The 13,795-nt window shown below is 49.4% G+C and carries 9 protein-coding genes, 1 pseudogene and 1 CRISPR repeat array; of the genes and pseudogenes, 7 read left to right on the forward strand and 3 right to left on the reverse strand.

The genetic code is table 11. From position 1 onward, the window contains the following. Positions 1-183: 183 nt before the first annotated feature. Positions 184-588: a CRISPR direct-repeat array (repeat unit 37 nt; unit sequence GTTTCAATACCTCATAGGCATTATAGGTCATTTCAAC). 231 nt (positions 589-819) lie between these two features. Next, on the reverse strand, positions 820-2,217 hold the full coding sequence (locus K4A83_RS08615) for a TldD/PmbA family protein (RefSeq protein ID WP_265264082.1): 1,398 nt from the start codon (positions 2,215-2,217) through the stop codon (positions 820-822). Between K4A83_RS08615 and K4A83_RS23120 the strand changes: the two are divergent. The 3 genes and pseudogenes from K4A83_RS23120 to carB all read left to right on the forward strand — a co-directional run. Beyond that, positions 2,216-2,410, forward strand: a pseudogene (locus tag K4A83_RS23120) (hypothetical protein); the annotation flags it as partial. The gene K4A83_RS08615 and the pseudogene K4A83_RS23120 sit on opposite strands and share 2 nt — an antisense overlap. 137 nt (positions 2,411-2,547) lie before the next feature. Next, positions 2,548-2,865 (forward strand): PepSY domain-containing protein, encoded by a 318-nt coding sequence (locus K4A83_RS08625; protein ID WP_265264084.1) that lies wholly within the window; start codon positions 2,548-2,550, stop codon positions 2,863-2,865. A 241-nt stretch (positions 2,866-3,106) separates the two neighbouring features. Continuing rightward, complete coding sequence (gene carB, locus K4A83_RS08630) at positions 3,107-6,340, forward strand: carbamoyl-phosphate synthase large subunit (protein WP_265264085.1); 3,234 nt, start codon at positions 3,107-3,109, stop codon at positions 6,338-6,340. 84 nt (positions 6,341-6,424) lie between these two features. Here carB and K4A83_RS08635 read toward each other — a convergent pair whose 3' ends face one another. Together K4A83_RS08635 and K4A83_RS08640 are read right to left on the reverse strand one after the other, a co-directional pair. Beyond that, a complete protein-coding gene (locus tag K4A83_RS08635) occupies positions 6,425-8,773 on the reverse strand; it encodes an ATP-dependent helicase (RefSeq protein ID WP_265264086.1) in 2,349 nt (782 codons plus the stop codon). Between the two features lie 3 nt (positions 8,774-8,776). Further along, complete coding sequence (locus K4A83_RS08640; protein WP_265264087.1) at positions 8,777-9,259, reverse strand: sterol desaturase family protein; 483 nt, start codon at positions 9,257-9,259, stop codon at positions 8,777-8,779. 327 nt (positions 9,260-9,586) lie between these two features. Between K4A83_RS08640 and K4A83_RS08645 the strand changes: the two genes are divergently transcribed. The 4 genes from K4A83_RS08645 (at position 9,587) to K4A83_RS08660 (ending at position 13,783) form a co-directional block, all read left to right on the forward strand. Further along, on the forward strand, positions 9,587-10,879 hold the full coding sequence (locus K4A83_RS08645; RefSeq protein ID WP_265264088.1) for an aminotransferase class I/II-fold pyridoxal phosphate-dependent enzyme: 1,293 nt from the start codon (positions 9,587-9,589) through the stop codon (positions 10,877-10,879). 256 nt (positions 10,880-11,135) lie between these two features. Further along, positions 11,136-11,648, forward strand: a complete 513-nt coding sequence (locus K4A83_RS08650) for an inorganic diphosphatase (RefSeq protein WP_265264089.1) — start codon at positions 11,136-11,138, stop codon at positions 11,646-11,648. 488 nt (positions 11,649-12,136) lie between these two features. Then, on the forward strand, positions 12,137-13,015 hold the full coding sequence (locus K4A83_RS08655) for an MBL fold metallo-hydrolase (protein WP_407809957.1): 879 nt from the start codon (positions 12,137-12,139) through the stop codon (positions 13,013-13,015). Between the two features lie 309 nt (positions 13,016-13,324). Beyond that, positions 13,325-13,783 (forward strand): CBS domain-containing protein, encoded by a 459-nt coding sequence (locus K4A83_RS08660; protein ID WP_265264091.1) that lies wholly within the window; start codon positions 13,325-13,327, stop codon positions 13,781-13,783. Positions 13,784-13,795: the final 12 nt, after the last annotated feature.

The raw sequence follows: 13,795 nt of genomic DNA on the forward strand, positions 1-13,795 counted from the left end.
TATGTGCCAAAAAATTAGCTATGTACACTGGTTTAAAGAGCTAGTCCCACCTGGTTAAATTTACCTCTTGACAGGGTTACTATGTCCATTTTTACCTAGTTCATAAGTACCGATTCAACACTTCTGGCATTATAGGTCATTTCAACATATTTAAATATAAATCCCCTCACATAGCCCTCAAATGTTTCAATACCTCATAGGCATTATAGGTCATTTCAACGAGGGTAAAAATTACCCTCCAGGATGTACTCGATGGTTCGGCATGTTTCAATACCTCATAGGCATTATAGGTCATTTCAACCGCCGGCCTCACTTCTTTGATGAGTTAAGCATGATGTTTCAATACCTCATAGGCATTATAGGTCATTTCAACCTGTTCTACTCGGCCGTGATGGCGGAATACGAAGGTTTCAATACCTCATAGGCATTATAGGTCATTTCAACGCAGAGATGGAATTGTGATAGACGCAAGACAGGCTGTTTCAATACCTCATAGGCATTATAGGTCATTTCAACCCGCTACTTGCCTTAACTTGTAATATCGGTCTTTAGTTTCAATACCTCATAGGCATTATAGGTCATTTCAACTGCGGCAGCTTGAAAACCTTGTGCAGTAGGCTTTTCCCACCTAGTTTGCGCGACACCCACAAAAGAACTATAACACAGCCACCCAGAAAAGACAAGAAAAGGCTGAAACCCTTGTCCTGTAAGGTGCGCGACACCCTCCAAAGCCCAACACACAGCAAAACCAGAGCCAGCTTGAGTTCCAGCCATTTTCAAACTACCCGTCTAAAAAACACCTACCCCGTCGCGCAAAATCTAATCCGCCTCTCCCCCCACAACTACCTGATTAATGCGGAGACTTGGGCCACCACAGCCCACCGCTAAACCACTTTGTCCCCCCTTGCCACATCCCCCCGACTCATCCCAGTAGAAATCATCCCCAATGGCCTCAATATTCGCCAACGTCTTGAACACATTGCCCGCCAGCGTCACATCCCGCACCGGTTCCGCTAACTCCCCATTGCGAATCATCCAAGCTTCCCCAGCCGTAAACGTGAACATCTCCCCATTAGTCATCCCCCCTAACCAGTTTTTAGCATAAACCCCTTCCCGAATATCTGAATATAACTCTCTGACAGGGGTTTTTCCCCGTTCAATCCAAGTATTCGTCATGCGGACAATAGGGGGATAAAAATAATTGATACAGCGTGCGTTACCCGTGGGTTTTTCCCCTAACTTACCAGCCGTTTCCCGAGAATGTAAGCGCCCCACTAACACCCCATCCCGGATTAACTGAGTCGTGGTGGCCCGGGTGCCTTCGTCGTCGTAGAAATAACTGCCCCGGTGTCCGGGAGGGGCTGCCCCGTCATAGATTTGTAAATCAGGGGGGCCAAAGCGCTTACCCATAGTCATCACTTCCAACAAATCCGGGTTTTCATAGGCCATATCAGCCTCAGAGAGGTGTCCAAAGGCCTCATGAACGAACAAACCCGTCAGAATGGGGTCGATCACGACCGGGTAGACTTTGCCCCGTACAGAGGGCAGAGAGAGGGCAGAGACAGCCCGTTGTGCTGCCCCTTGTACTTGGTTTTCTAGGTTCAGTAGGTCTTCGTAACCATTGCGGGAGCCGGTGGTTTCTCGTCCTGTTTGTACAGTGTCTCCCTGTCGGGCTGTGGCGGAAAAGCGCATTTCCATGTCTGCCCAAGATTGCTCAATCAGAGTGCCTTCGGAGGTAGCGAGGAGAATGGTTTGAGTGCTGTCATTGTAGCGGACTGAAGTGGTGGTGATTTGGGGGTTGTAGTGGCGGAGGAGGTTGTTGTAGCGATCGCACAATTGTTTTTTCTCACTCAAGGGAACATGACGCGGATCCGTTCCCATCAAAGGCAGTGTACAGTTAATTTGCACCGGGTCAATCGGCGCTAATAGGGTTTCCTCTTCCCCCACCAAACGAGCCGCACTAATAGCTTCCGAGACACGCTCATCTAGGCTAGAAATTTGATTAAAACTCGCAAAACCCCAGCCCCCCTTATAACAAGCCCGCACCTGCCCCCCCAAGGATACCCCTTCCGTTAACGTTTCCAGAGTTTCACCCCGTAATAAAATCTCCGTGCCTTGAGAGGATTCTAGGCGAATGGCGAGAAAGTCTACAGTGTGTCGATAGCGAGCAATTAAATCCGTCAATAGCTCTTTCTGGTCGCTGAGTAGGTGGGACATGGTGAATTCAAAACCACAACAGGGCAACATTATCCCCTATTCCTCTAGGATACTGGAAGGAAAAGCCAAAAAACATTACAATGTTCGACTGACTCAACAACCTTCTGGGGAAGAAACTCAGCCCATTGCAGTTGGTGTTGACCCTGGACAACTGTATTCCGGTGTTGGGGTGCAATCCCCCAAAGCCACCCTAGTTCAGCTTTTAGCCAGAGCAAATGGACTGGTGGTGAGCCGACAATCTATTGCTTGCTTCGGGGGCATCGAACCCCACTCAGCAAGCGCTCCTATCCCTCCGCACCCACAAGGGGATGCGGTTTCTCGGAGAAATTCATGAATAAACGTCTATTTCGTCAACTTCACCGTACCCTAGCCCCGATTATTATTTTGCCCTTTTTAGTCACCGCCCTAACTGGGATTAGTTACCGCTTAGGGAAAAGCTGGTTTGGTTTATCTCGGGACCAAGTGCATTGGTTAATGACGGTTCATGAAGGAGAATATCTCGGCCCTTTTTTAGAACCCATTTATGTACTGCTCAATGGTTTAGGTCTGTTGTTTATGATTGGCACCGGAACCTATATGGTAATTCAGAGTTGGCAACCTCAGCGTTGGTTTCGTCCTCGGGAAAAGCAGGAGGAAGGAAAGGACTGATTGATTGAAGCTCAACAGTTTTTTCAAGCTTTGTTCAGGTATTTGCCCAACAGGAATATACTCTTGACCTCCCACGACTGCCGTGGGTTTGATGGCTCACCAAACCCCTCAGACAATGCACAGCCTTGTCCGAACCTAATTTCTCATGGCGTAAGCTAAAAAGATTTGGAGCAAACCTAGGGTAAGTTAAATCCCTGCTATAGAATAATCTGGACAAAAAACCCTATGCTTGATAATCACTATGCCTCGTCGCGAAGACCTACAAAAAATCCTAATCCTCGGTTCTGGCCCGATTGTCATTGGCCAAGCTTGTGAGTTTGACTACTCAGGGACACAAGCTTGTAAAGCCTTACGTCAGGAAGGATACGAGGTGGTGCTGGTGAACTCTAACCCAGCTTCCATTATGACGGACCCCGAGACGGCAGACCGCACTTATATTGAACCGTTGACTCCTGATATTGTGGAGCAGGTTTTAGCGAAAGAACGCCCGGATGCCTTATTACCGACAATGGGAGGACAAACGGCGTTAAACATAGCCGTGACTCTGGCGAAAACGGGGGTTTTGGAACGCTATGGGGTGGAGTTAATCGGCGCGAAGTTGGACGCGATTGAGAAAGCAGAAGATCGTCTGTTGTTTAAACAGGCCATGCAGAAAATTGGGGTGGGGGTTTGTCCTTCCGGGATTGCCTGTAATTTAAACGAAGCGCGGGAAATCGCCCAAGAAATCGGCTCTTATCCGTTAATTATTCGTCCGGCCTTTACCTTAGGGGGTACGGGGGGCGGTATCGCCTATAACCAAGAAGAGTATGAGGAAATGGCTCAGGCCGGGATGGATGCCTCTCCGATGAGTCAGATTCTCGTGGAGCGCTCTTTGTTGGGTTGGAAAGAGTATGAGCTAGAGGTGATGCGGGATTTGGCGGATAATGTAGTCATTATCTGTAGTATTGAGAACTTCGACCCGATGGGGGTGCATACGGGGGACTCCATTACAGTCGCTCCGGCACAAACTTTAACCGATAAGGAGTATCAACGCCTGCGGGATGCTTCGATTAAGATTATTCGGGAAATTGGGGTAGAAACTGGGGGGTCTAATATCCAGTTTGCCGTGAATCCGGTGGATGGGGATGTGATTGTGATTGAGATGAACCCCCGGGTGTCGCGGTCTTCGGCCTTGGCTTCTAAGGCGACGGGGTTCCCCATTGCTAAGTTTGCGGCTAAGTTGGCGGTGGGTTATACCTTGGATGAGATTAAAAACGATATCACCAAACAAACTCCGGCTTCTTTTGAACCGACGATTGATTATGTGGTGACGAAGATTCCCCGCTTTGCCTTTGAGAAATTCCCCGGTACAAAGCCTGTGTTAACGACTCAGATGAAGTCGGTGGGTGAGGCGATGGCCATTGGTCGGACATTTCAGGAGTCCTTCCAAAAAGCGTTACGGTCCCTGGAAACCGGGCGTTTTGGTTTTGGCTGCGATCGCACTGAAACCCTACCCACCCTCTCTCAAGTGCGTTCTACCCTGCGAACCCCTAACCCAGAGCGGGTTTTCGGCATCTACCACGCGATGAAGTTAGGGATGACGGTCGAAGAAATCTTTGAACTGACGGCCATTGACCCCTGGTTTTTGGATAAACTGTCTCAGTTGTTAGTGACCGAACGGTTTTTGAAACAAACCCCCCTGACTGAAATCACAGCAGACCAAATGTGGGGGGTCAAACAACAAGGATTTAGCGATCGCCAGATTGCCTTTGCCACCAAAACCAACGAGGATCAAGTCCGCCGCTACCGTAAAGAATTAGGCGTGATTCCCGTCTACAAAATGGTAGACACTTGCGCCGCAGAATTTGCCGCTAGCACCCCCTACTATTACTCCACCTACGAGCGTTCAGAGTCAGAAGTCGCCCCCTCCGACCGCGCCAAAGTGATGATTCTCGGCGGTGGCCCCAACCGCATTGGTCAGGGGATTGAATTTGACTACTGTTGCTGTCATGCCTCCTACGCCTTACGCGACACAGGCTTTGAGACAATTATGGTCAACTCCAACCCCGAAACCGTCTCCACCGACTACGACACCAGCGATCGCCTGTATTTTGAACCCCTAACCAAAGAAGATGTCTTAAACATCATCGAGGCCGAAAGTCCTCAAGGGATCATCGTCCAATTTGGCGGTCAAACCCCCCTCAAATTAGCTGTTCCCCTGCAAAAATTCCTCGAAACCTACAGTCCCACCCAAATCTGGGGAACCACTCCCGACTCCATCGACATCGCCGAAGACCGGGAGCGCTTTGAGAAAATCCTCCATGAATTAGACATCAAACAACCCCCCAACGGCATCGCCCGGAGTTATGAGGAAGCACTGGCGATCGCCAACCGCATCACCTACCCCGTCGTCGTGCGCCCCTCCTACGTTCTCGGCGGCCGAGCCATGGAAATTGTCTACTCCGACGAAGAACTAGAACGGTACATGACCTTTGCCGTCCAAGTCGAACCCGACCACCCCATCCTAATTGACAAATTCCTCGAAAACGCCGTAGAGGTTGATGTAGACTCCATCACCGACCACACCGGACAAGTCGTCATCGGCGGCATCATGGAACACATCGAACAAGCAGGCATCCACTCCGGCGACTCCGCTTGTTCCCTCCCCTACACCTCCCTCTCCCAAGCGTCGGTAGACACCATACGCACCTGGACCGTGCGCATTGCCCAAGCCCTCAAAGTCGTCGGCTTAATGAACATTCAATACGCCGTACAAGGGGATACCGTCTACATCCTAGAAGCCAATCCCCGCGCCTCTCGCACCGTTCCCTACGTCTCCAAAGCCACCGGAGTCCCCTTAGCCCGCATGGCCTCCCTCGTCATGTCCGGAAAAAGTTTAGCCGAACTCAACTTTACCGAAGAACCCAAACTGCGTCACGTTGCCGTTAAAGAGGCCGTCCTACCCTTTAATAAATTCCCCGGTGCTGACACCTTATTGGGGCCAGAAATGCGCTCCACCGGGGAAGTGATGGGCATTGACCAAACCTTTGGGAAAGCCTTCGCCAAAGCCGAAATCGCCGCCGGGGAAAAACTGCCCCTCTCCGGCACCGTCTTTGTCTCCACCAACGACCGAGATAAACCCCTTGTCGTCCCCATTGTCAAAGACTTTATCGAACTCGGCTTTAAAATCATTGCCACAGCCGGAACCTATCAAGTCTTGAAAGAACAGGGTGTTCCAGCCGAATTAGTCCTCAAACTCCATGAAGGTCGTCCTCACGTCTTGGATGCCATCAAAAACGAGCAAATCCAACTGATTATCAACACCCCATCTGGTCAAGAAGCACGGGAAGACGGTATCTTAATCCGTCGGACTTGTTTAGCCTACAAAATCCCCCTAATCACCACCTTAGCCGGGGCAAAAGCGACAGTTTCCGCTATTCGCATCCTGCAAACTGAACCGTTAGGGGTGAAAGCTTTACAGGATTATATTTACTAGAACGCTCGTTAACATCTCCCCGGGTTGAAACCCTAGGGCAACTTAAGAATCTCCCGTTGCAGGATAGCTTAACGGGAGATTCTCTTAATTGTTGGCTGATTTGGGCTGACGGAGAAACGCCTCTAGTGCTTTTAACACGGTGGCAGGTTCTTTGTTCTGCAAATTGTCTCCCCCCTGTCGAGAAAACACACTCCAACGAAAAGGGCATTTTTGGGCGGCCGACATCCAGAGGAGACGTTTAGCGCGGGTCATAGCGACGTAGAATAAACGGTATTCTTCCGCCTGTTTCAGTTGATTGGCCAGTTGCCAGGCCTCTTGAGGGTTAGGGAGGGGCGTGGGGTCGTGGGAGTCGGTGGTTTGGTCTAAGTGGCGATTATGGACAGCGACACGAACCTGAGCGCGGGCAATTTCGGGAAGGGTGAAGTCACCTAAAAACTGAGCAGAACGGGGAATCCAAGGGCTGCCCGGGAGAATGTCGTGATGGAGGAAGGGCAGAAAGACATAATCCCAGTCCAGACCTTTGGCTTTGTGCATGGTGATGATGGTGACTTGACCCGGTTTGATTTCTGGCTGCTCCTCCGGTTCTTCGTTAATGTTTTCAAAGTCCTCGGAGCTTACCATGTCTTGTAAAACGCTGATGATAGCTTTGAGGGAGCGATTCCTTGGGAAGGCCTCGCCAACGCCTTCCATTTGTCGCCACACCCGATCCGCCAGTTTCTGCACGGTGGCCAGTTCCCCACTTTGATAACCTAAAGTCATGCCGAAAAAGGAAATCAGTTGATAATATGGCAGTTCTAACCGAGCGTTGAGCATTTGGCAACAGGCTTTACGAGCGATTTGTACGGGCTTTTTTTGGGGCGGATCCAAGGGGGTGGGATAGAGAAATTGTTCCGGCGCTGTGGCGAGAGCGTTCAGGTCTTGGGTCGGGATGATCTCCCGTTTATCTAAGACTTCGAGGGCAGCTTTCAGGTTATCGGGGGAGTGGGGGCGATCCACAAATTGCAAGAGTTTCAGCATTTCGTTGGGGATCTCAGACTGTCGTCCCCCTGCTCCGACTTCATGAACCTTAATCTTGGTCACTTTTTCCCATTCTGCCAGTTGTTCCCCAATGAAGCGACCTTGACGATTTTCCCGCACTAAAATGGCGGCGCTGTGGTGGGGGTTTTCTGTCAGTAGTTGTTGGATACGCTGGCCAATTTGCTCCACTGTTTGATAGATGTCCTCGGGATAGTGGATTTCTACTCCTTGAGCGGTGGGGGGTGGGTTAGGTTGGGGATCGTGGGGATCAACGGGGCAGATATCTTGGTCGCGAAAGGGACGATTTTGGGCATCGTTGGGATTCCAAGTTTTATTAACCCAGTGCAGGACATAGTTAGCCGCTTTGAGGATGGGGGTACAACTCCGTCCGGCTTGATTCATGGTGGCTAGACGAGTTCCGTCCCGAGACGCTACGCGAGCGCACTGCTCACAAAAATGATTGAAATAAATGGGATCAGCCGGGGTAAAGGTGGAGTTAATGGCTTGATTAGGATCTCCCACCCGCACTATATTGGGATCTGGGCTACCTTCTACTGGAGTGGCCAGAATCTCTAAGAGTTCAGTTTGTAAGGGGGTGGAGTCTTGGGCTTCGTCTTCAAAAACGGCAAAAACTTGATCTTGCCAGATTGGCCGCGGTTTCGGGCTATCTAAAACCCGCCGGGCGGCCAGAATCATGTCATCATAATCAATAAAATTCCGACGCTCCATGAGTTGCTGGACTTTGGTATATAGACCCGCCGCTATTGTTAAGGTTTGATAGGGATCTTCCACCCCAGCGCTCACCTCCCGCAACTCCTCCGGCATGAAGCCGGAACTTTTCGCCTCTTGAATAACCGTCATGGCTAACTTGGGTAAAACTTCCGTGCGCAACACCGACTGACGGCGTAAACGTTCGGCTTCTTCTCCGTCAAATTCAGTCCCTTCTAACAGGGTTTGATAGAGGGCGGGATTTTCCCGAATCCACTGTTCCACTGCCTCTTTTACGAGATAGTGGTTTTGATTGGGGGAGATGAGGGTGAAGGTTTCTAAATCAATGCCCGAGGCTTCCGGATGACGGGAGGCAATACTAAAGGCTAATCCGTGTAAGGTATAGACTTGAAAGCCCAGTTGGGGCAGTCTGAGGGCTTGGAGATTCTTCTTAACTTTGCTTTTAATACTGGCGGCGGCGGTTCGGGTAAAGGTGACTAGAATCAACTGTTTGCGGCCATTGAGTTGATGACGAGCAATGGCGATCGCTGCCCCCACCGCCATACTGTGGGATTTGCCAGCCCCCGGCACCGCAGAAACCGCTAAACGCCCTCCTTGCCAATCGGCTAAACTGCGCTGTCCGGGGCGCAGGCCTTGGCGTAACTGGGTTAGGGTTTCCTCTTGCAAGCTAGAAACTAGCGTATCCATGACTTACCACCAACGTAATTCTAAATAACTGCGATCGCCTAATTTTTGCTCCTCCTCCGTCAACCAATCCACCACCTTATAAGTCCCAAACACCCGATCCCACCAATCCACCCCCAGACCAAAATTATGATGCCACATCCCATATTTATGATGGACATAATGAACAGGCATTTTCATCCAGAAACACTTGGTCGGGTTTTCATGTTGTAACTGGTGAGCATAGGCAGAAAACGCCGCATAAACTAGCCCCCCCAAAAACCAGCCAATGCCCGCCTCCCAAGACACCCAAAACAAGGCCAACATGGGGAGAAAACTGCCCTTCACATAATCCCGAAACTCCCACAGCACCCCCTGACCTTCATTGCGACGGTGATGATCTCGATGACGCTCTCCAATGCGGGCATTCACGTGCATCAGGCGATGAATCCAATATTCTACCAAACTGGCTAATACAAAGGAACCCACAAAACAAAGCACACCAACCATGATGATTCTGCACTCCTCGTTCAACGAAATACAATGTACTGCTTATTGTGCCATTGTTGTCGCCTCCTAGGTTGAAGACTCAAGCAGACGACACAACAGGAAAGCTTCATAAAAATTAAAGAAGTTTGGTATGATGCTAGCTCAAATAGCCATCAATTATTTTTTTAATGGAATCGACCTGAAACTCTAACCCCCCAGCCACGTCATTAGCCGAGAGTGTAGAGACAACAGACTCCCCCCGGAGTATCCCCTCCCTTATCCCAACTCGTACACACGGCCAACTGACTTCGATATACTAAACCACTAAATAATGTGAAGGAGTGAACGGTGCAAGTCGTCCAAAAATACACCCAGGGAATGTATGAACACGGTCTTTATCCTGACAAATACATCTGTCACCAAAAGCAGAATAATTTTGTCGAAATCGAAGATCCTAAAACAGGTAAGCGGCAAACAGTTTTAACATTTTGTACTAACGATGTACTCGGGTTAGTGCAGAACCCCCAAGTTCAACAGGCGGCGATTGATGCCATCCTCCAGTATGGAACCTCCAATAGTTCCTGTTCAGTTCTAAGTGGTCGCATTGACCTCCATCGTCAGCTAGAACAAGAGATTTCAGCATTTAAACATCTTCCCCATACGCAACTGTTCCTGAACGCTTGGATGGCGATGCAAGCCTTAATGGATGCCTTTTGTCATTTAGCCATTCCGGTTCCGGGGTTCCAACATACTCGGGAAACGTTAATTATGACAGATGTTTTGAATCATGGCTGTATTGTTTCTGCCGTGGTTAATGCCGATAATCGTTCCGGCAAGGTTTTCAGTTATAGTCCTCCGGTACGAGTGAAACCCTATCGTCACTGTGATGCAGACGACCTAGCCCGGAAACTGCGCCGTTATGCTAAAGCGGGCGATCGCATTTTAGTCGTCTCCGATGCTGTGTTCTCCATGGACGGCGACATTGCCCCCCTCCCCGACATGATTGAGGTTCTCTCTCAATATCCAGATAGTGTTTTAGTGATGGACGAAGCCCACGCCAGTGGCGCACTCGGGGCAAAAGGTGGCGGAATTTACGACCACTTCAGCATCTCCACCCAGTCCGTCATTGACCAAGGGATTAACCCCCTCATCATGACCACATTCTCCAAATTTGCCGCCTCCGCCGGGGCCGCCATCAGCACCCACGTCAAAGAATTAGTAGACCTCCTCGACGTTTCCCCCACCTCCATCGGCACCATTTCCCTCCCCGCACCCACCACCGCGGCCGCCCTAGAAAGTATCCGCCAAGTGCGCAGCCATCCCGAACTGGTGCAAAAACTCCAAGCCAACAACCGTTATTTACGCTCTCGTTTAATTGAACACGAGTTCAACGCCATTGGGGAAACCAACGTTATCCCGGTGATTTTACCCCCGGACTACGACCCCAAAGCTTTCGCCGACCATTTAATGGAAGTTCACGGGATTTGGGTATCTCCCATTTGGTACATCGCCAAACCTCGCCTACGCATCACTGCCAACGCCCTCCACACTCAGGAGGAAATGGATCAACTGGTGAGTGCCATGGTACAAACTCGCGCCGCCCTCTATTCTACCCCTGTCACAGCTACCATTAGCGCCTAAATCGATTAGGGAGGGGGGTTAGGTGGGATAGTCCTGACTCCATTCCCCCTCTCCCTATCTTGACCAGTTAAGCCTGAATGTCCTCTGGTCAAGGTCAGGGAATAGGGAATAGGGAGTAGGGAAAACGCTAACCGTAAGCTTTACCTATTCCCTAGCTGAACTGGTATGATTTTTGGGGCAAGGCCGATCAAGGTCAACCCTTGAATGAGCCAGCCCAATTGTTGTTAATCATGTCCTACTGCCTTGGAGTAACTTCATGGATTTAGCTCGGATTCCTGCTCAACCCAAACCCGGTTTAATTAATGTTTTAATTGAAATTCCCGCCGGGAGTAAGAATAAATACGAATTTGACAAAGACCTGAACGCCTTCGCCTTAGATCGAGTGCTTTACGCCTCCGTTCAATACCCCTACGACTACGGCTTTGTTCCCAATACCCTCGCCGATGATGGGGATCCCCTCGATGGCATGGTTATCATGGATCAACCCACCTTTCCGGGTTGTGTCATTGCCGCTCGTCCCATTGGAATGTTAGAAATGATTGATGGCGGCGATCGCGACGAAAAAATCCTCTGCGTCCCCGACAAAGACCCCCGCTATACCCAAATCACCTCCCTCGAACAAATTTCCCCCCACCGTCTGGATGAAATTGCCGAGTTTTTCCGGACTTATAAAAACCTAGAAAACAAAGTCACCGAGATTTTAGGCTGGAAAGGACTCAACGAAGTCGGTCCATTGATTGAAAAGTGCATCCAAGCGGGTAGCAAATAAACAATCTTAAGGTACAGTTAGCTTATGAGCTAGGACTCACTCTTGTGACCTAACTCACAAGCTAACCATCCGGGTCGCGCTAGTATTGGGAAGATCCCAGCTAGAAATTCCCGACTTACTCAAGGGTGCTAGTAAATTTAAAATAGAGAGCAAGGCTACCCCCTCCCTAGCGGTAACACGGGAGGAAAACCCGCCCCAACTCTGCTTACATTTTCCAGCAGAAACTTTTTCAGTCCCATTTTTCGGGTTCTCGTTGCGAGTTCTCCATGGGTCAAGGCCAAAATCAGGCGGGTCGAAAACCAACTCCTGGGTGAATATTTCACCCTTGAGCCGCTTTCTGACCTAAGATAGAAAAAGTTTCAGGAAAATCACAGGGAAAGCAAACAAGCGGATATACTTTAAAATAGCTGCTAACCCAAGGCTATTAAAGTGCCTATTTCCAGTGAACAATGCCACCCAATTCCCAGCCAGCAGCAACCAATGAGAAAATGCCAAACAGCCATGTCCAGGAGGAGAGCCTTGCTGTGAGCTTTGATGTTCAGTTTTGGGGCGTTAGAAATCAGATTGCGACTCCGGGCAAAGACACAGTGCGCTATGGTGGGAACACCTCCTGCGTGGAAATGCGCATTGGGGAGGCACGGCTGATCTTCGACGGAGGAACAGGTTTACGCGCATTAGGTAACAGTCTCCTCAGTCAGATGCCCGTAGAAGCTCATATGTTCTTCACCCATTGTCATTGGGATCGGATACAGGGTTTTCCCTTCTTTGTCCCGGCTTTTATCCCCATTAATCACTTCCACATTTATGGGGCTGAAGCGTCCAACGGGTCTACCTTTAAACAACGTCTCAGTGGACAAATGCTCGGCCCCAACTTCCCGGTTCCGATCCAAGTCATGCAGTCAAAGTTAGAATTTCATGATATTCATTGGCAGGATAAGTGTTTAGTTGGAGAAGATATCGTCATTGAAACCTACATTTTGAATCGCGAACATCGCTCCATCGGTTATCGAGTTATTAGTCAGGGCAAATGCGTGGTTTATGCCATGACTCCCGATTATTTCACTGAAAAACATCACTCCAACTGGTTAGATTTAATCCGCCAAGCCGATTTATTATTATTAGCTGCTCCTGAAAACATTCCTCAGTTTCACTCGCCACCGAAACCAGAAGAATTAAACAATCCAGTTGAAGGATTTTGGGAGAAAGGCATTAAAGTTGCTCAAGAATTGGGTGTAAAACAAGTGATCATGTCTCTACATCACCCCGAGCATAATGATGATTATTTAGATTTAATGGAAAGCAAGATGCAGCAAAGTTTTCCCAAGGCAACTTTTGCTAAAGAAGGAATGATTATTTCCCTGTCATAAGCTCTTGCCGAAATTATAGCGTTTCCAAATCATTGATCAACTCTGATCAACTCTCAGAAAAGTTTCTCATAATACTTCAAGCTCCTTGTAACCCTTGTATACTGTTCCCTGTTCCCTGCTCCCTTGTAGACTACAAAGGCCGGGCTTCTGCCCTAGGACAAGAAGAGGACAAGCTTAACTCGTTAGCCTTGCTCCCTTCTCGAAACCTCTGGGTTTTGCGAAGATCCTGTAACAATCTGTATCGTCTCTTGGTTTGTGGCGCACATTTTTCTACAATAAACCCATGATTTATGGTGACTTATCGCGCTCATGTCCAAAACCGTTGCTGATTACATGACCCCCAATCCTTTAACTGTCACCCCCCAAACCCCGTTAAAGGAAGCCATTCAACTGCTAGCAGAACGCCGAATTAGTGGTTTGCCTGTGGTAAATGAGGGAGGAGAATTGTTGGGGATTTTAGCTAATGCGGATTTGATGTGGCAAGAAACGGGGGCAGATCCCCCGCCTTATATTATGTTCCTCGATAGTGTGATTTTTCTGGAAAATCCCGCGAAATATGAGAAGGAACTGCACAAGGCGTTAGGGCAAACGGTGGAAGAGGTCATGAGTACCAAACCTATTACTGTGAAGCCGGATCAGCCGTTGCGAGAGGCGGCTAAACTGATGCACGAGAAGCACGTTCGCCGTTTGCCTGTGTTAGATGAAGAGGGGAAAGTGGTGGGAATTCTCACCCAAGGGGATGTTATTCGCGCTTTGGCGGCTGAATAATCAGGATATTGA

This window comes from Spirulina subsalsa FACHB-351 (assembly GCF_026130165.1).
GTDB classification, from domain to species: Bacteria; Cyanobacteriota; Cyanobacteriia; order Cyanobacteriales; family Spirulinaceae; genus Spirulina_A; species Spirulina_A subsalsa_A.